Source organism: Kineococcus siccus, from assembly GCF_009906795.1.
Classification (GTDB): domain Bacteria; phylum Actinomycetota; class Actinomycetes; order Actinomycetales; family Kineococcaceae; genus Kineococcus; species Kineococcus siccus.
This window is the reverse complement of record NZ_JAAALN010000090.1, coordinates 1-16,123: the sequence shown is the minus strand read 5'-3', so window position 1 is coordinate 16,123 and position 16,123 is coordinate 1. Positions and strand designations below refer to the sequence as shown.

The following is a 16,123-nucleotide window of genomic DNA, read 5'->3' as shown; positions in this document are numbered from 1 at the left end:
CACGTGCCCATCGACTACTCCAAGCGTCCGGGCTCGGGGGTGGGCTCGGGGCTCGAGCCCGGACGCTTGGAGTAGTCGATGGGCACGTGCGGTCGCCTTCCCTCGGTGGAGCAGTGGTGGAACGTCCCGGTCTCCCGGTGAACGCCCAGGGTGGCGTGGCGGTGCCCGTCAGCGCCAGGGGCCGCCGACGAGCGCGCCCGTCAGCGGCGCGGACGGGTCCGCGGCCAGGGCCAGGCCCGACGCCGGGGCTCCCCCGCGCACGAGCAGGTCACCGACCGCGGCGATCATCGCGCCGTTGTCCGTGCACAGCCGGGGCGGCGGCACCCGCAGCTCGATCCCCGCTGCGGCGCAGCGCTGCTCGGCCAGCGCCCGCACGCGCGAGTTCGCGGCGACGCCGCCGACGAGGAGGAGGGCGTCGACGTCGTGCTCGCGGCAGGCCGCGAGCGCCTTGCGCGTCAGGACGTCGGCCACGGCCTCCTGGAACGAGGCCGCCACGTCGGCGACGGGCACCTCGCCGCCCTCGTCGACGCGGGCCTCCACCCACCGGGCCACCGCGGTCTTCAGCCCCGAGAAGGAGAACGCGTAGGGCGGGTCGGCCGGCCGGGTGAGGGCCCGCGGGAAGCGGATCGCGGTCGGGTCCCCCGCGCGGGCGGCCGCGTCGATCGCGGGGCCCCCCGGGTAGGGCAGCCCGAGGACCCGCGCGACCTTGTCGAAGGCCTCCCCCGCCGCGTCGTCGGTCGTGTCGCCCAGGTGCACGACGGGGTCGCGCGCGAGGTCGCCCAGCAGCAGCAGCGACGTGTGCCCGCCCGAGACGACGAGCGCGACGCAGCGCTGCGGCAGCGGCCCGTGCACGAGCGCGTCGACGGCCGCGTGCCCCGCGAGGTGGTGCACGCCGTAGAGCGGGCGGCCGAGCGCGAAGGCCAGCGCCTTGGCGCTCGCCAGCCCGACCTGCACGGCCGTGGACAGCCCCGGCCCCGCGGTGACGGCCACGGCGTCGACGGCCGCGAGGTCGAGGTCGGCGGCCTGCAGGGCCTGCCCGAGCACGGGCAGCACCGCCTCGAGGTGGGCGCGCGCCGCGACCTCGGGCACGACGCCGCCGAAGCGCGCGTGCTCCTCCATGCTCGAGGCGAGCGCGTCGCCGAGCAGGACGCCGTCGGCGACGAGCCCGACCCCCGTCTCGTCGCACGAGGTCTCGATGCCGAGGACGACGGGTGCGCTCACGGTGCGAGACCCGCGGCGGCCAGGATGCCGGTCCGCTGCTCCAGCGGCAGCCGGTCGACGTAGACGACGCCCTCGAGGTGGTCGCACTCGTGCTGCAGGCAGCGCGCGAGCAGGCCCGTGCCGACGATGCTCACCGGCTCGCCGTGCACGTCGACGCCGCGGACCTCGGCGCGGTCGGGGCGCGCGAGCTCGGCGTACTCGCCCGGCACGGACAGGCACCCCTCGCCGTCGAGGTCGAGGCGGCGCTTGCGGCCCGTGGGCAGGACGAGGACGGGGTTCACGACGTGGGCGACGACCTGGACGTCGTCCTCGTCGGGGCAGTCCACGACGAAGACGCGGGCGTCGACGCCGATCTGGTTGGCGGCCAGGCCCACGCCGTCCGCCGCGGCCATGCTCGCGAACATGTCGGCCACGAGCTGGACCAGCCCGGGGCCGAACTCGGTGACGGGCGTGCAGCGGCGGTGCAGCACGGGCGTGTAGTACGTCGTGATCGGGTGGGCCCGGCCCTCGACGCCCTCGAACACGACGGGCCCCGGGGGCCCCGGCTCGTCCGTGCCGGCGGCGTCTGCGCTCTCCTCGTCCACGACGGTCGATCGTAGTGAGGCCGCGGGTCTCAGGCGTGCGGCAGGACCCGCGCCGCGAGCACGGCCGTGTCGTCGCCGCCGGGGACCCCGCCGAGGGCCGTGGTGAGGACGTCGCGCAGGCCGGCGGCCAGGTCCCCCGCGGCGAGGCCCGCGGCCGCGGCGCCCAGCCGGTCGATCCCCGCGTCGAGGTCGGAGCCGCGCAGCTCGACGAGGCCGTCGGTGTAGAGCAGCAGCACGGCCCCCTCGGGGAGGTCGACGACGTGGTCGCTGCGCCGCGCGTCGGGCCGCACACCGAGCAGCAGCTCCGGCGGGCTGTCCAGCCGCCGGACCCGGCCCCCGGGCAGCACGAGCAGCGGCGGCGGGTGGCCCGCGTTGGTCCAGCGGAACGTCCGGCCCTCCAGCCGCCCGACGACGCAGCTCGCCATGAGCGGCTCCCCGCCCAGGGACACCAGGACCGACTCCAGCCGCGCGAGCAGCTGCGAGGGGGCGTCGTCGCGGTCCACGGCGAGCGAGCGCAGCGCGATCCGCAGCTGCCCCATCGCGGCGGCCGCGGCGATGTCGTGCCCCGTGACGTCGCCGATCACGAGCATCGTCGCGCCGCCGGGCAGGACGACGCCGTCGAACCAGTCGCCGCCCACCTGCTCCAGGCCGCCCGCCGCCTCGTAGAGCGCGCGCAGCTCGTAGCCCGCGGGCTGCGGCAGCTCGCTCGTGAGCAGCGACTGCTGCAGCGTCCGGGCCGTCGCCGTGCGCTCCGCGAGCAGCGACGCCCGCTGCAGCGCCTGCCCCGCGTAGGAGGCGAAGGCGCGCAGCAGGACCTGCTCGGTGCTCCCGCTCGCGTGGTCGGTGGACCAGACGAGCACGAGCAGCCCCTCGACGCGGCCCAGGACGTGCAGCGGCAGGACGGCGGTGGACCGCACGCGCTCCCAGCGCGGCGCCAGCTCGGGGTAGCGCTCGCGCAGCTGCGCCTCGCCGAGGAAGAGCGCCGCGCCCGTGCGCACGACCTCCGTGCCGGGGCCGGGGCCGTCCAGCGGCATGTCGCCCCAGTCCCGCACGGCCGCCTCGCCGACCTCGGCGAGGTGCGGCGTCCGCAGCAGGCGGCGCTCGTGGTCGACGACGGTGAGCGTCGCGTGGTGCGCCCCGAAGGACGCGCCGCCGACCTTCACGACGACGGCGGCGATGTCGTCGACCGTGCTCGTGGCGGAGAGCGCCTCGGACAGCTGCAGCAGGTCGCGCGTGTGCTGAAGGCTCTGGCGCACCGACGTCAGCAGCTCGTCGCGCTCCTGCTCCAGCACGTGCGCGGCGGTGACGTCGCGGAAGGCGCACAGCACCTGGGTGCCCGTGCTCAGCACGCGGACCTCGACGCGCAGGGCGGACCCGGGGAAGGGCCCGGTCCAGGACACGACGCCGCCCTCGTCGCGCGCCCGGCGCAGGCTCTCGTGGAAGGGGGAGCCGACGGCCGCGGGGAACACCTCGCCCAGCGGGCGGCCGAGGACGGCGGCGGCGGGCCGGCCGAAGAGGACGGCGCCGGCCGCGTTGACGTGCACGACGCGCCAGTCGCGGTGGTCCAGCACGACGACGCCGTCGGCCACCTCCTCCCAGACCAGCAGGAGCGAGGGGTCCACCGCTCCCGGTGAGTCCATGGCCCGACCCTAGGGACCGCGGGTCGGCGCCGCAGGACATCACCCCAGGAGATCACCGCCGGTGGTCACCGCGGGCGCCCCGCGGCCCGGCGGCCCGGCGCCCCCGGTGGTGGCACGTGCCCGGCAGGCCTATCCTCCTGCGGTGCCCGACGCCCCCGTGTTCCGGCTGCTGCACCGGACGCCGCACTACGACCGGCTGCGGCTGATGAGCGACTACCACGCGCCGACACCGGTGTGGGCGCCCGCCGAGCTGGGGGGCTACGTCCTGCGCGACCTCCAGCAGCTCGGCGTCGAGGACGCCCTGTGCCGCGAGCTGCTCGCGTGGCAGCACTACTTCGACGAGCACCACCCGCTCGACCTGTGCGCGTGGGACTCCCCGCGCTCGGAGGAGACCTACGCCCACGACGGGCACCGGCTGCACGACTGGCTGCGGGCGTCGCTGCCCGGCGTCCGCGTCGACCTCGACCTGTGGCCCGTCCCGGCGGACGGCGACGAACCCGGCTGAGGTCAGCCGGCCGAGGCCGCCTTCGCGGCCCGCTTGAGCTCCTGCTTGGTGGCCCGCACCTCCTGCAGCGACGTCGCGTCGACGATGTCGGCGATCGAGCGCCGCGCGCCCTCCTCGCCGTACTCCCCCGCCGCCTCGCGCCAGCCGGGCGGCGTGACGCCGTACTGCTTGCCCAGCAGGGCCACGAAGATCTTCGACTTCTGGGCGCCGAAGCCCGGCAGGGCCGCGATGCGCCGCAGCAGGGTCCGCCCGTCCGGGGCGTCCTCCCAGAGCGCCTCGGTGCGCCCGTCGTAGTCCTCGACGAGCGCAGCGGCGAGGCCCTGCGCCCGGGTGGCCATCGACCCCGGGTAGCGGTGCAGCGCGGGCGGCCCCTGGAAGTGCGCCTTGAGGACGTCCGGGTCGGCGCCCGCGATGTCGTGCGCCGACAGGGTCGCCGTCCCCATCCGCTCGGCCAGCAGGCGCGGGGCGGAGAAGGCCCACTCCATGGGCACCTGCTGGTCCAGCAGCATCCCGAGCAGGAGCGCGAGGGGGTCGCGGCTCAGCAGCTCGTCCGCGACGTCGTCCTGCGTGAGGTGGAGGGTCGGCACGCGGACATCCTGCCGCGCCGGGCCGTCCGCGTCACGGGGCCCGCCCCCGACCGGACGCCCCCCGGACGCGACGGAGCCGCCGGCCCCGAGGGGACCGGCGGCTCCGCGGCGCGAGGGCGGTCAGCCCTTGACGGACCCCGCGGTGAGCCCGCGGACGAAGTACCGCTGCAGGGTCAGGAACACGATGATCGGCACGAGCATCGTGAAGAACCCGCCCGCGGACAGCAGCTGCCAGCCCTGGCCCTCCTGGCCGAGGAGGGACACCAGCGCGATGGTCAGCGGCTGGTTGCCGCCCGGGCCGACGAAGACCAGGGCGACGAGCAGGTCGTTCCACACCCAGAGGAACTGGAAGATGGCGAACGACGCGAGCGCCGGCACCGACATCGGGACGATGAGCTTCCAGAACGTCTGGTAGTGCGAGGCGCCGTCGATCTTGGCGGACTCGATGATCTCCTTGGGCAGCGTCGCCATGTAGTTGCGGATGAGGTACACCGCGAGCGACATCGCGAAGCCGATGTGGGCCAGCCACGCCGCGGCGAACTGGCCGTTGAGCCCCAGCTGACCGTAGATGTTGAGGATCGGGATCAGGGCGACCTGGTTGGGCACGACGAGCAGCGCGACGATGAGGACGAGCAGGACGTCGCGGCCCCAGAACTCCATGAAGGCGAAGGCGTACGCGGCGAACGCGGCGACCAGGATCGGGATGATGGTCGCCGGGATGGTGATCGCGAAGCTGTTGACGAGCGCCGTGCCGAGGTCGGCCTGCGCGATCACCTGGCTGTAGTTCTCGATCGTCAGCCGGCTCAGCTGCGACGGCCCCGTGAAGACCGTCCACCAGCCGGTGGCCTGGGCGTCGACCCGGGCGCGCAGCGACGTGAACGCCAGCCCGAACACGGGCACGATCCACATGAGGCAGAGGATCGCCAGGACGATCCGGACCCAGAGCTTCGCGGGCTTGCCGATGTCGCCGGTCGCACCGCCCTTGCGGGCGCGGCGGGGGGTGGAGCGCCCGCCCCCGGCGGCGCTGGCCCCGGGGACCGGGGTGGCGGAGACGGACTGCGTGCCGCTCATCGGGTGGCCTCCTGGGCGCGGAACTGCCGGACCTGGTACGTCATGATCGGGACCATGACGACCATCAGCATGACGACGATGGCCGCCGCGAAGCCGGCGTTCCGGTTGACGAACGCCTGCTGGTAGTAGCTCAGCGCGATGACGTTGGTGTTGAAGTTGCCGTTCGTCATCACGTAGACGATGTCGAAGGTCTTGAGGACCCCGATGAGGACGGTGATGAACACCGTGATGATCGTCGTCCGGATCTGCGGGACGATGATCGCGAAGAAGATCCGCCCCTCCGCGGCGCCGTCGATGCGGGCCGCCTCGAGGGTGTCGCCGGGGACGCCCTTGATGGCGGCCGACAGCAGGACCATGGCGAAGCCGGCCTGCGTCCAGACCAGGATGGCCATGAGCAGCAGGCTGTTGAGGTGCGCCGTCGACAGCGACAGCCACGCCACCGGCTCCCCGCCGAGACGCGTCCAGACGGCGTTGAGCAGACCGATCTGCTCCTGACCCGGCGGGCGCGCGGTGTAGACGAACCGCCAGATGGCCCCGGCCCCGACCGCGCTGATGGCCAGCGGGAGGAAGATGATCGTCTTGGTGAACTTCTCCCCGCCCGGACGCAGCCGGTCGGTGAGGGTGGCGATGAGCAGGCCGAGCACGATGGACAGGGCCGGGACGATGAGGATCCACAGCAGGGTGTTGAACAGCGTGCCACGGAACGCCTGGTTGCCCAGCAGGCTCGTGTAGTTGTCGAAGCCCACCCACGCCGTGGAGTCGCGGTTGGCGAAGCTCAGCACGACCGTCTGGACGAACGGGTAGAGCAGGTAGATCGAGATGGCGGCGAACGCCGGGAGGATGAAGACGTAGGGCTTGACGCGCTCGTGCGTGCGCCGCGGGAACAGGTCGGTGAGCTTGTTCAGCAGCCAGTAGAGGACGATGGCGCCGCCGACGCCGTACACGACGGCCAGCAGCGAGTTGATGATCTTGATGGTCACGGAGTCTCCTCGTCCGGTGGACCAGGCAGGTGATCGGGCGGGCGGCGCCGGACCTCAGGCCCGGCGCCGCCCGCGTCCGATCAGCTGGCCGGCCAGCTCGCCTCGATGTTGTCCAGGGCGGTCTTCGCGTCCTCGGACCCGCTGATCCAGGCGACCATCTGGGCCCAGAACGACCCGGACCCGACCTCACCGGGCATCTGGTCGGAGCCGTCGAAGACGAACGCGGTGGACTCGTAGGCGAACTTCGCCAGCTCACGCGTCAGCTCGTTCGGGTAGTTCGCCGGGTCGAAGTCGGTGCGGGGCGAGAGGAACCCCTCCTGCTTGGCCCAGTCGGCGCCGAAGTCCGTGGACGCCATGTAGTCCATGATCTTCTTGCTGTCCTCGGTGTTGTTGAAGACGCCGGCGAGGTCACCGCCGCCGAGGACGGGCTTGTCGGCCGCGGTCTCGCCCGGCATCGGGAAGACCCCGAGGCGGTTGTCGATGTCGGCGAGCACGTTGTCGGGGAAGCCGCCCGAGCGGGCGACGAAGTTGCCCTGGCGGTACATGAAGCAGCCGGGCGGGGTGTCGAACATCGGGTTCGCCGCGGTGGCGAAGTTGTTGCTGGCGATCGACGCACGGCCGCCGTTGACGTTGCCGTCGGTCAGGAGCAGCTGGTTCATGGTGTCCGCGGCCGCGACGACCTGCGGGGCGTTGAAGGGGATCTCGTGGTTCACCCACTGCTGGTAGACCTCGGGACCGTTCTGGATCAGCATGAGGTTCTCGATCCAGTCCGTGGCGGGCCACCCCGTTCCCGGACCGGCCTCGATGCCGAAGCACCACGGCGTCGTGCCGGTCGCCTTGATCTGGTCGGTCAGGGCGATCAGGCCGTCGAGGGTGTCGGGCACCTGGTAGCCCGCGGCCGTGAACTCCTGCTTCGGGTAGAACACGATGCTCTTGATGTTCAGGCTCATGGGCACCGCGAACTGCTTGCCGTCGACCTTCCCGGCGTCGACGATCCCGGGCACCATCGCGCTGACGCTGGCCGGGTCCACGACGGTGCCGAGGTCGGTCAGGTCACCGCTGCGGGCGAAGTCCGCCATGATCCCGGGCTGCGGGAAGATCGCGATGTCGGGCTTGTTGTTGCCCGAGATGCGGGTCGTGATGACGGTGTTGAAGTCCGGCGTCGGCGAGAACTTGACGTTGATGCCCTGCGCCTCGGCGAACTTGTTGATCTCCGCTTGGAACAGCCCGGAGGACGAGTCCGTGAACCCGTACATGATCTCGACGGTGTCGTCGTCGTCGCCGCCTCCGCCCGAGCCGCTCCCGCCCGGCTCGCTGAGGCAACCGGTGGCGAGGACCGAGATGAGGCCGACGGTGAACGCCGTGCCGAGGGTCTTCCTGATGCGCATGTGCGGGCTCCTTCGTCCACGGTGCGTGGCTGCCCCGGGCGATCCGGGGCCTTGGGGGTTGGCGGGGTCACCGGGCGGCGGCCCGGGGTCCTGGGGGCCGGGACCCGCGTGGTCAGCCACGGGTGGTCCAGGCGGCGGCGTCGGCGGGCAGGAGCCCACCGTCGCCGAGGGGGGTGGAGGCGAGCAGCAGCCGGCCCGCGGGCAGGGCGACGGGTTCCGCGGTGGTGTTCACGGTCACCTCGACGTCACCGCGCCGCAGCACGAGGACCCCGGGCGCGGCGGGCGGGAACGCCACGTCGTCGCGGCCCAGGAGGTGCTCGCGGCGCAGGCGCAGCGCGTCGCGGTAGAGGCTGAGCACCGAGGCCGGGTCGTCGCGCTGGACGTCGACCGCGAGCCCCGCCCAGTGCGGCGGCTGCGGCAGCCACGGGCGGCCGGCCCCCGACGGCGAGAACCCGAGCGACGGACCCTCCCCCGTCCAGGGCAGCGGGACGCGGCAGCCGTCGCGGCCGGGGTCGGTGAACCCCGACTGCACCCAGACCGGGTCCTGGCGCAGCGCGTCGGGGAGGTCCTCGACCTCCTCCAGGCCGAGCTCCTCGCCCTGGTAGACGTAGGCCGTGCCGGGCAGGGCGAGCATGAGCAGGGCCGCGGCGCGGGCCCGCCGCAGGCCCGTGGCGAGGTCGGGGACCTGACCCGAGGAGTGCTCGCGGTAGGCGTCGAGGTCGAGGACCGCCTCGGGCTGCGGGCGGGCGTAGCGGGTCACGTGCCGCGGCACGTCGTGGTTGGACAGGACCCAGGTGCTGGGGGCGCCGACGCGCGCGGCGGCGGCGAGCGCCTCCTCGGCCACCGAGCGCAGCAGGTCCGCGCGCCACGGCGCGCGCAGGAAGTCGAACTGGAAGGCCGTGTGCAGCTCGTCGGGACGCAGGTAGTCCGCGAGCCGCTCGCTGCTGCGCACCCACGCCTCGGCCACGAACACGCGCGGCGGGTCGTAGGAGTCCGCGATCCGCCGCCACTCGCGGTAGATCTCGTGCACGCCGTCCTGGTCCCACGCGGGGTGCGGGTGGGAGCGGTCGGCGCCGGGGGGCAGGTCCGCGTCGGGCAGGCCCTCGGTCTTGACGAGCCCGTGGGCGACGTCGATGCGGAACCCGTCGACGCCGCGGTCGAACCAGAAGCGCAGCGTGCGGACGAAGTCCTCGCGGACCTCGGGGTTCGTCCAGTCGAAGTCGGGCTGGCCGGGGGCGAAGAGGTGCAGGTACCAGTCGCCGGGGGTGCCGTCCGCCGCGTGCGTGCGGGTCCACGCGGGCCCGCCGAAGGCGCTCTCCCAGTCGTTGGGCGGCTCGGCGCCCGCCGGCCCGCGGCCCGGCCGGAACACGAACCGCGCGCGTGCCGCGGCGGAACCCGCGAGCGCCTCGCGGAACCAGGGGTGCGCGTCGGAGGAGTGGTTGGGGACGACGTCGAGCAGGACCCGCAGGCCGGCGGCGTGGGCCTCGGCGAGGAGCTCCTCGGCGTCGGCGAGCGTGCCGAAGGCCGGCTCGACGTCGCGGTAGTCGGCGACGTCGTAGCCGCCGTCGGCCATGGGCGAGGGGTACCAGGGGTTGATCCACAGCGCGTCGACGCCGAGGTCGACCAGGTGCGGCAGGCGCGCCCGCAGGCCGCCCACGTCGCCGAGCCCGTCGCCGTCGGAGTCGGCGAAGCTGCGGACGTAGACCTGGTAGACGACGGCCTCGCGCCACCAGCCGGTGTCGGCGGTGGCGGGGTCGCGGGCGTCGGTCGCGCCCGGCGCGGGCCGGCTGTCGCGCATCGGGCTCCTTCGCTCGTCGCAAACGCTTGCGTGGATGGTGATCCTCAAGCCCACCCCCTGTCAAGCCGTTTCGACCGTTGCCCCGCAACGTGACCGGATCGAGAGGTGGCCGTGGCCGGATCGCCGCCCCCGTCCGGACGGTCGTCGTCGAGTCGTGACCTCCGGCCGTTTGCGCTGTGGTTACGCTGCCTCCCGTGAAACCCGCGGTGAACATGGCGGACGTCGCTGTCCGCGCCGGGGTCTCGATCTCCACCGTGTCGCGCGCCCTCGGCGGCGTCCCGGGCGTGAGCGAGGCCACCCGGGTGCGCATCCGCGCCATCGCCGACGAGCTGGCCTACGTCGTCTCCCCGGAGGCCTCGCACCTGGCCCGCGGCTCGACGGGGCGCGTCGGCGTGGTCGTGCCGGCCATCCACCTCTGGTACTTCTCCAGCGTGGTCGCCGGCCTCGAGGCGGTGCTGCGCGAGTCCGAGCTGGACCTCCTGCTCTACCACGTGGGGGGTCCCGAGGACCGCCGCCGGTTCTTCGACCGCCTGCCCGCGCGCCGCAAGGTGGACGCCCTCGTGGTCGTGGCGCTGCCCATGACCGACGAGCAGCGCCGGCGCCTCGACGAGCTCGGGGTGGCGCTGGTGTTCGCGGGCGCGACCTCCGAGGACCACCCGTGGGTGGCCATCGACGACGCCGCGGCGGCGGCCTCCGCCGTCAACCACCTCGTGACGCTCGGGCACGAGCGGATCGCGATGATCCGGACCGTGGAACCCGACGGCGGCGACTGGCAGGCCGACCGCGGCCGGCTCGCCGGGTTCCGGGAGGCGCTGCAGCGGGGTGGGCTGCCCGAGCGCCGGGACTTCGTCGTCACGGTGCCGTGGGGTCCGGACGGCGGCGCGCGCGCCATGGACCGGCTGCTGGCGCTGCCCGACCCGCCGACCGGCGTCTTCGCCTACTCCGACGAGGTCGCCATCGGCGCGCTGCGCAGCCTGCGCCGCGCCCGCGTGGACGTCCCCGGCGCCGTGTCGCTGGTCGGCCTCGACGACCACCCCATGGCCGACCTCACCGACCTGACCACGGTGGCCCAGTTCCCCGCGGAGATCGGGCGCCGCGCGGCCGCCGTGGTGCTGCGCACCCTCGGGCTGCCCGTGCCGGCCGACCTCGACGGCGTCGGCGTCGACGGCGAGCGCCCCGGCACGACCCTCGTGGTGCGCGGCACGACCGCGCCGCCGCGGGCCGCGGGCGCACGCCTGGGCCTCGTCCCCTCGACCCTCGGAGGTTCCTCGTGAGCGACCCCGCCTTCCCCGGCCTGCACGGGCGGCCGCCGCGCGGGTGGGTCAACGACCCGAACGGCGTGGCCCGCGTCGACGGGACGTACCACGTGTTCTTCCAGCACAACCCCGACGACCCGGTGCACGACGCCATCACCTGGGGCCACGTGAGCTCCACCGACCTGCTGCGCTGGCACGAGGAGCCGATCGCCCTGCGGCCGCGGCCGGGCGAGCTCGACGCGCACGGCTGCTGGACGGGCACCGTGCTCGACGACGGCGGTGTCCCCACGGCCGTCTACAGCGGGGTCGCCGACGGCAGCGGCCGCTCGGCCGTCCTGCTCGCCCGCAGCGACCGGACCCTGCGCACCTGGACCCAGGGCTCGGCCCCCGCCACGGGCATGCCGGCCGCCCCGGGGGTGTCGGAGGCGCGCGACCCGTTCGTGTTCGTGCACGAGGGGCGCCGCTACGCGCTCCAGGGCGCCGGCGCCCGCGGCGGCACCCCGCGCGTCGTCCTCTACGCGTGCGACGACCTGACGCGCTGGACCGAGCTGGGCACGCTGCTCGACGGCGGGCACCCGGTCGCGGCCGAGCACGCCCCCGCCCACGTGTGGGAGTGCCCCAACCTCGTGCGGGTGGACGGGCGGTGGGTGCTCCTGGTCTCGCTGTGGCGCTGGGAGGACGGCACGCACGACCTGTCGGGGGTGGCCCACCTCGTCGGCGACCTCGTGCCCGACGGGGCGGGCCTGCGCTTCGAGCCCACCGCGGGTGGCGTCGTCGACGCCGGGCCGGCGTTCTACGCGCCCCAGGTCCTCGCGACCCCCGAGCGCGCCCTGCTGTGGGCGTGGTCCTGGGAGCACGGCCGCAGCGAGGAGGAGTCGCGCGCGGCGGGCTGGGCCGGGGTGCTCACGCTCCCCCGCGAGCTGTTCCTCGCCGACGGCCTGCTGGGCAGCCGGCCCGCGGCCGAGCTGACCGGGCTGCGCCGGGAGCAGCTGCCCTGGCGTGACGGGGAGGCGTTGCGGCACAGCGCCTTCGAGGCGCTCGGCACGGGCCGCGTCGAGCTGCTGCTGGCCGACGGCGGGCACGAGCAGGCCGTCTGGAGCACGGACGCCGGCGGGCCGTGGCGCGTCCTCGTCGACGGCAGCGTCGTGGAGGTCTTCGCGGGCCCGACGCCCGTGACGACCCGCGCCTACCCGAGCGCCACGAGCACGTGGGTGCTGCGCGCCGGCACCCCGGACGACGTCGTCGTCCACCGGCTCGGCCTGCCGGACGACCCGCGCTAGACGCCGCGCGGCGCCGGTGCCGTGCCGTCCGCCGGCAGGGCCACGCGCGGGGCGTGCCGGCCGGCCTTGACCTCGTACATGGCGAGGTCGGCCGCGGCGACGAGACCGGGCGCGGGGGCCGGCCCGGTCGCCACCGCGAGGCCGATGCTGACCCCGATCGCCGCCTCCCCCGGGCCCAGGTCGTAGCGGCCCGCGACGGCTGCCTCGACGCGCGCGACCGCGGCCCGCGCGGCGGCGGCGTCCGGCAGCCCCGTGAGCACCAGCAGGAACTCGTCGCCGCCGAGGCGCGCGACCAGCTCGTCGGCGCGGACGAGGCCCCGCAGCCGGCCGGCCACGGCGAGCAGCACCTGGTCCCCGCTGTCGTGGCCGTGCGTGTCGTTGACGGCCTTGAACCCGTCGAGGTCGGCGAACAGCACGGCCACCTGCGCGTCCGGGGCGGCGTGAGCCAGCGCGGCGTCGAGGCGGCGGACGGCCTCGGCCCGGTCCAGCAGCCCCGTCAGGCGGTCGTGGGTGGCGGCGTGCAGCAGGGTGCGGGTGTGCTGCTCGCGCTCGTCCTCGAGCGCCCGCTGCACCTCCTCGCGGTCCCGCGTCACCAGGCCGATGTTGATGACGAGCAGCGCGAAGAAGAGGAGCTGGACCGCGGCGACGACGTCGGCCGTGGTGGGGTCCACGAGCGAGGGCACCCAGCCGCCGCGCACCCCCGCCGACAGGACGACGGTCGTGACGAGCCCCTGGACGAGCCCGACCGCGGCTGTGCGGTGCCCCGACCACCCGACGTGGACCATGGTCGTGACGGCGAGCGCCGAGCACGCGAGCCAGGGCAGGCCCAGCGCGCACAGCCAGAGCGTGAACCCCGTGCCGCCGATCAGCATCCGCAGCGGGGCCCGGTTGTCCAGCCGCCCGCCGCCCATGAGGCGCTGCACCAGGGGGGAGCGCACCACGGCGAGGCCCGCGGCCGCGAGCGCGCACGCGGCGGGGCTGACCATGGCCGGGCGCAGGTCGTCGAGGACGAGGGCCGGCAGGCCGCCGAAGAGGGCGCCGACGACCGCGAAGACCACCGCGTCCAGGACGGGCGGCAGGGGTCGCCGGTCGGCGCGTCGTGCCCGCACGCGATCCACCTCCTCCGGGGAGGACGGGCCTCCCCGGCAAGCATCGGCGCCCGACGGCCCGCGGTTGACCCCGCTCAGCCGGCCGGCGCAGCCGCCGGGGCGGGTGGCGGGACGGGGGCGGGCGGGGGCGCGGGCGCCGGGACGGGCTTCGGCCGGGCCGCCGGGTCGGGCCCGCACACGACGCGGTCGACCCGGTTGTAGGTGGTGTCGAAGTTCTCCCGCACCTCCGCCCCGCCGCCGACGGGCGTCATGACGCGGGTCACCCGCACCCGGAACCCGGAGTGCGGGGCCTGTGAGGAGCACGAGGAGCTGGTGTCGTAGACGGTCTTCGGGGACGTGACGTTCGTGCGCGGGCCCTTCTCGGCCCGGACCTCGCGGAAGCGCGTGCCGTAGAACGACACCGTGACCTGGTTGCCGACGATCCCGGCCTCGATGTAGACGCCGTGGCCGGAGTCGTTGCGGAACCGGTTGTCGATGCTGCGCCAGTCGATCGTCGCCTCGCGGCCCTCGGGGTAGCGCGAGATGTAGAAGGAGTGCGGCTTGTGCTCCAGCTCGTCCAGGCCCGCGAAGAACACGTTGTTGAACAGCGTCGTGGACAGCTGGGAGACGCCGCCGCCGTAGCCGTCGACGAGCTTGCCCCCGCTGATGACGGGTGCCTTGTGGTAGCCGCGCCCCGGGGTGCGCTCGCCGACGGTGTCGTTGAGCGAGAACTCCGCCCCCGGCGCCACGATCGTCCCGTCGACCGCGGCCGCCGCGATGCGGATGTTGTTGGTGCGGTCGGCGTCGGACGTCAGCGTCGTGGAGAACGTCGAGATGCGCTCGACGATCCCGAGGTCCTGCAGCGACTGCGTGGTCACGGCCGGGGGCCGCACCGCGAGGGCCACCTCGGCGCGGCGCGTCGGGGCCGTCGCCGGCGTCGTCGCGCCCTGCGCGGGCGCCAGCGCGGTGGTCACGGCGCCCGCGACGGCCTGCGGGGGCACCTCGCTGCCGTCGACGGCGGGCACGACGGACGGGACCCCGTCGCGGACCGCGATGCGGGCGTCCTGCGGAGCGACCTCGAACGCCGGGTCGGCGGCCAGGACCGCGGTGCGCAGGGCGGCGCCGTCGGCCACGAGCTGCAGCTCCCCCTCGACCGGGCGCACCGCGAGCGCTCCGGCGAAGGCCGGGGGCGGCAGGGCGACCTCGCGGCCGCCGCCCGCGACGACGAGGTCCCCCGCGACGGCCGGGGCGGCGACGCTCGCGACCGCGGCCTCGACCTCGGCCGCGTCGACCGAGGGCGACAGGCCCTGCGCGGCGACGGTGACGGGCGTGCCGTCCTCGACGGGCCAGCGCTGCGCGACGGCGTCCGCGGCGGCGTCGACGTCGACGTCGCGGCCCTTGGCGGGCTGCTCGACGACGGGGCGCACGGCGCCGCCCTCGACGCGGAAGGTCACCGCGCCCTCGACGGCCGGGGTCCGCACGCCGGCGGCCACGGGTCCCAGCCCGGCCCGCAGGGCGGCGCGGTCGACGTCGACGACGGGGCGCTGCTCACCCCCGCCCACGACGTGGTCCCACAGCACGCGCGGGTCCCAGGCCGCCGCCGTGACGCGCTCGGCGGTGGCCGGCACGTCCAGGCGCAGCCCGGACGCGGCCGGGTCGAGCGACGCGGCCACGTCGGCGCCGGCCCCGCTGACGCGCAGCGGCACGGGTGCCGCGGCGAGGTCGGCGGCCGGGGCGGTCAGGGCGTCGCGCACGGCCGCGCGGTCGCGGCCGCCCACGTCGGTGCCGAGGACGGTCGTGCCGCGCGGGGCCGTGCCGCCCAGCGCCAGCGCCGCGGTGGCGTACCCGCCCGCGACCACCACGCCCACGCCGGCGGCGACCAGCCAGGCCCGGGTGCGGCGGTGCCGCTGCGGCCGCGGGTCCACCCGTCGGTCCTGCTCGGCTGACTGCCCGACCCGCTCGCTCACGAACCCCCCGTTCCACCGGGGCGCCCCCGCGCCCCGTCCCCGCTCGCGCGGAACCCCCAGCTTACGGCCGGTCGCTCACCGTGGGGGGCAAGAGCCGGCGGGGCAGGCACGCGTTGCCGCGCGTCGCGGCCGGGACGTCGCCGAACACGCTGTCGCACCAGGTCTGGACGTCCTCGCGGGTGGCGAACGGGCCCGCCGCGAACGTCGTCCAGTAGGGGTTGCCGCGCGCGTCGAGGGAGCCGCCGCCGAAGTCGTCGCTGCGCAGCACGAAGACGTCGGCCCCCGCCGGACCGTCGGCGATCCGGCGGCTCTGGGCGAGGATGTCGCCCGCGTAGAAGGTGTGGCTGCCGTTCGCGGCGACCTGCGCGGGGTCGGTCGTGCCGATGCTCTTGGCGGCCAGCTGCGCCGCCCACCGGCCCGTCGGCGGGTGCTCGGCGAGGCCGCGGGCGCGCAGCTCCTGCAACCGGGCGAGCGCGGCCGCGTCGTCGGTGGCCGCCGGACTCGCGGGCAGCGGGCTCGTCGGCAGCGGGTCGGGGGCCGGGGCGTCGCGGGGCACGTCCGGGACGGCCGCGGCGCCCGATCGCGCCGGAGGGCTCGCGACCACCGGGGCGCCCGCGGGCCTCGCCCCGCCCACCGCGAGGACGCCGACCTGGACGGCGAGCACGGCCACCAGCACGCCCGCGGCCACCTGCAGGCCGCGCAGCCCGCGGGGCGTGCTGGTGGCCGTGCTCGCCGTCCAGGTCGGCGTCCTCGCGGTG

At 75.4% G+C, this 16,123-nt stretch carries 13 protein-coding genes and 1 pseudogene; 3 read left to right on the top strand and 11 right to left on the bottom strand.

Features of this window, described 5'->3' with window-relative positions:
- Window positions 1-168 precede the first annotated feature (168 nt).
- From tsaD to GTR02_RS11615, 3 genes are all read right to left on the bottom strand, one after another.
- A complete protein-coding gene (gene tsaD, locus GTR02_RS11625; protein ID WP_166607658.1) occupies window positions 169-1,221 on the bottom strand; it encodes a tRNA (adenosine(37)-N6)-threonylcarbamoyltransferase complex transferase subunit TsaD in 1,053 nt (350 codons plus the stop codon).
- The gene (gene def, locus GTR02_RS11620; RefSeq protein WP_166607661.1) at window positions 1,218-1,745 is read right to left on the bottom strand and encodes a peptide deformylase; all 528 of its coding nucleotides are present in this window, start codon (window positions 1,743-1,745) and stop codon (window positions 1,218-1,220) included. Before def ends, tsaD begins: the two co-directional genes overlap by 4 nt.
- An 89-nt stretch (window positions 1,746-1,834) precedes the next feature.
- Complete coding sequence (locus GTR02_RS11615; protein ID WP_166607657.1) at window positions 1,835-3,445, bottom strand: GAF domain-containing SpoIIE family protein phosphatase; 1,611 nt, start codon at window positions 3,443-3,445, stop codon at window positions 1,835-1,837.
- Window positions 3,446-3,587: 142 nt separating this feature from the next.
- Between GTR02_RS11615 and GTR02_RS11610 the strand changes: the two genes are divergently transcribed.
- Entirely contained in the window at window positions 3,588-3,950 is a 363-nt protein-coding gene (locus GTR02_RS11610; RefSeq protein WP_166607656.1) for a hypothetical protein, read from the top strand.
- A 2-nt stretch (window positions 3,951-3,952) separates the two neighbouring features.
- Here the strand turns inward: GTR02_RS11610 and GTR02_RS11605 are convergent, their stop codons facing one another.
- The 5 genes from GTR02_RS11605 to GTR02_RS11585 form a co-directional block, all read right to left on the bottom strand.
- Entirely contained in the window at window positions 3,953-4,537 is a 585-nt protein-coding gene (locus tag GTR02_RS11605) for an HhH-GPD-type base excision DNA repair protein (RefSeq protein ID WP_166607655.1), read from the bottom strand.
- Between the two features lie 120 nt (window positions 4,538-4,657).
- Window positions 4,658-5,608 (bottom strand): carbohydrate ABC transporter permease, encoded by a 951-nt coding sequence (locus tag GTR02_RS11600; protein WP_166607654.1) that lies wholly within the window; start codon window positions 5,606-5,608, stop codon window positions 4,658-4,660.
- Complete coding sequence (locus GTR02_RS24415; RefSeq protein WP_166607653.1) at window positions 5,605-6,588, bottom strand: ABC transporter permease subunit; 984 nt, start codon at window positions 6,586-6,588, stop codon at window positions 5,605-5,607. Before GTR02_RS24415 ends, GTR02_RS11600 begins: the two co-directional genes overlap by 4 nt.
- An 80-nt stretch (window positions 6,589-6,668) precedes the next feature.
- Complete coding sequence (locus GTR02_RS11590) at window positions 6,669-7,976, bottom strand: ABC transporter substrate-binding protein (RefSeq protein ID WP_166607652.1); 1,308 nt, start codon at window positions 7,974-7,976, stop codon at window positions 6,669-6,671.
- 112 nt (window positions 7,977-8,088) lie between these two features.
- Window positions 8,089-9,774 carry a glycoside hydrolase family 13 protein gene (locus GTR02_RS11585; RefSeq protein WP_166607651.1) on the bottom strand — a complete coding sequence of 562 codons (1,686 nt, stop codon included), beginning with the start codon at window positions 9,772-9,774 and terminating at the stop codon, window positions 8,089-8,091.
- A gap of 212 nt (window positions 9,775-9,986) precedes the next feature.
- Here GTR02_RS11585 and GTR02_RS11580 point away from each other — a divergent pair, with 212 nt between their 5' ends.
- The gene (locus tag GTR02_RS11580) at window positions 9,987-11,048 is read left to right on the top strand and encodes a LacI family DNA-binding transcriptional regulator (protein ID WP_166607660.1); all 1,062 of its coding nucleotides are present in this window, start codon (window positions 9,987-9,989) and stop codon (window positions 11,046-11,048) included.
- Complete coding sequence (locus tag GTR02_RS11575) at window positions 11,045-12,310, top strand: glycoside hydrolase family 32 protein (RefSeq protein WP_166607650.1); 1,266 nt, start codon at window positions 11,045-11,047, stop codon at window positions 12,308-12,310. Before GTR02_RS11580 ends, GTR02_RS11575 begins: the two co-directional genes overlap by 4 nt.
- Here GTR02_RS11575 and GTR02_RS11570 read toward each other — a convergent pair.
- From GTR02_RS11570 to GTR02_RS11560, 3 genes and pseudogenes are all read right to left on the bottom strand, one after another.
- Complete coding sequence (locus tag GTR02_RS11570; protein ID WP_205709094.1) at window positions 12,307-13,419, bottom strand: diguanylate cyclase domain-containing protein; 1,113 nt, start codon at window positions 13,417-13,419, stop codon at window positions 12,307-12,309. The genes GTR02_RS11575 and GTR02_RS11570 overlap by 4 nt on opposite strands.
- A 74-nt stretch (window positions 13,420-13,493) precedes the next feature.
- Window positions 13,494-15,323 (bottom strand): VanW family protein, encoded by a 1,830-nt coding sequence (locus tag GTR02_RS24410; protein ID WP_166607649.1) that lies wholly within the window; start codon window positions 15,321-15,323, stop codon window positions 13,494-13,496.
- Between the two features lie 103 nt (window positions 15,324-15,426).
- A pseudogene (locus GTR02_RS11560) lies at window positions 15,427-16,123 on the bottom strand (hypothetical protein); the annotation flags it as partial.

Coding starts and splice junctions, on each gene's coding strand:
- GTR02_RS11615 (WP_166607657.1), bottom strand. CDS start 3,445: ATGGACTCACCGGGAGCGGTGGACCCCTCGCTCCTGCTGGTCTGGGAG.
- GTR02_RS11600 (WP_166607654.1), bottom strand. CDS start 5,608: ATGAGCGGCACGCAGTCCGTCTCCGCCACCCCGGTCCCCGGGGCCAGC.
- GTR02_RS11590 (WP_166607652.1), bottom strand. CDS start 7,976: ATGCGCATCAGGAAGACCCTCGGCACGGCGTTCACCGTCGGCCTCATC.
- GTR02_RS11585 (WP_166607651.1), bottom strand. CDS start 9,774: ATGCGCGACAGCCGGCCCGCGCCGGGCGCGACCGACGCCCGCGACCCC.
- GTR02_RS11580 (WP_166607660.1), top strand. CDS start 9,987: ATGGCGGACGTCGCTGTCCGCGCCGGGGTCTCGATCTCCACCGTGTCG.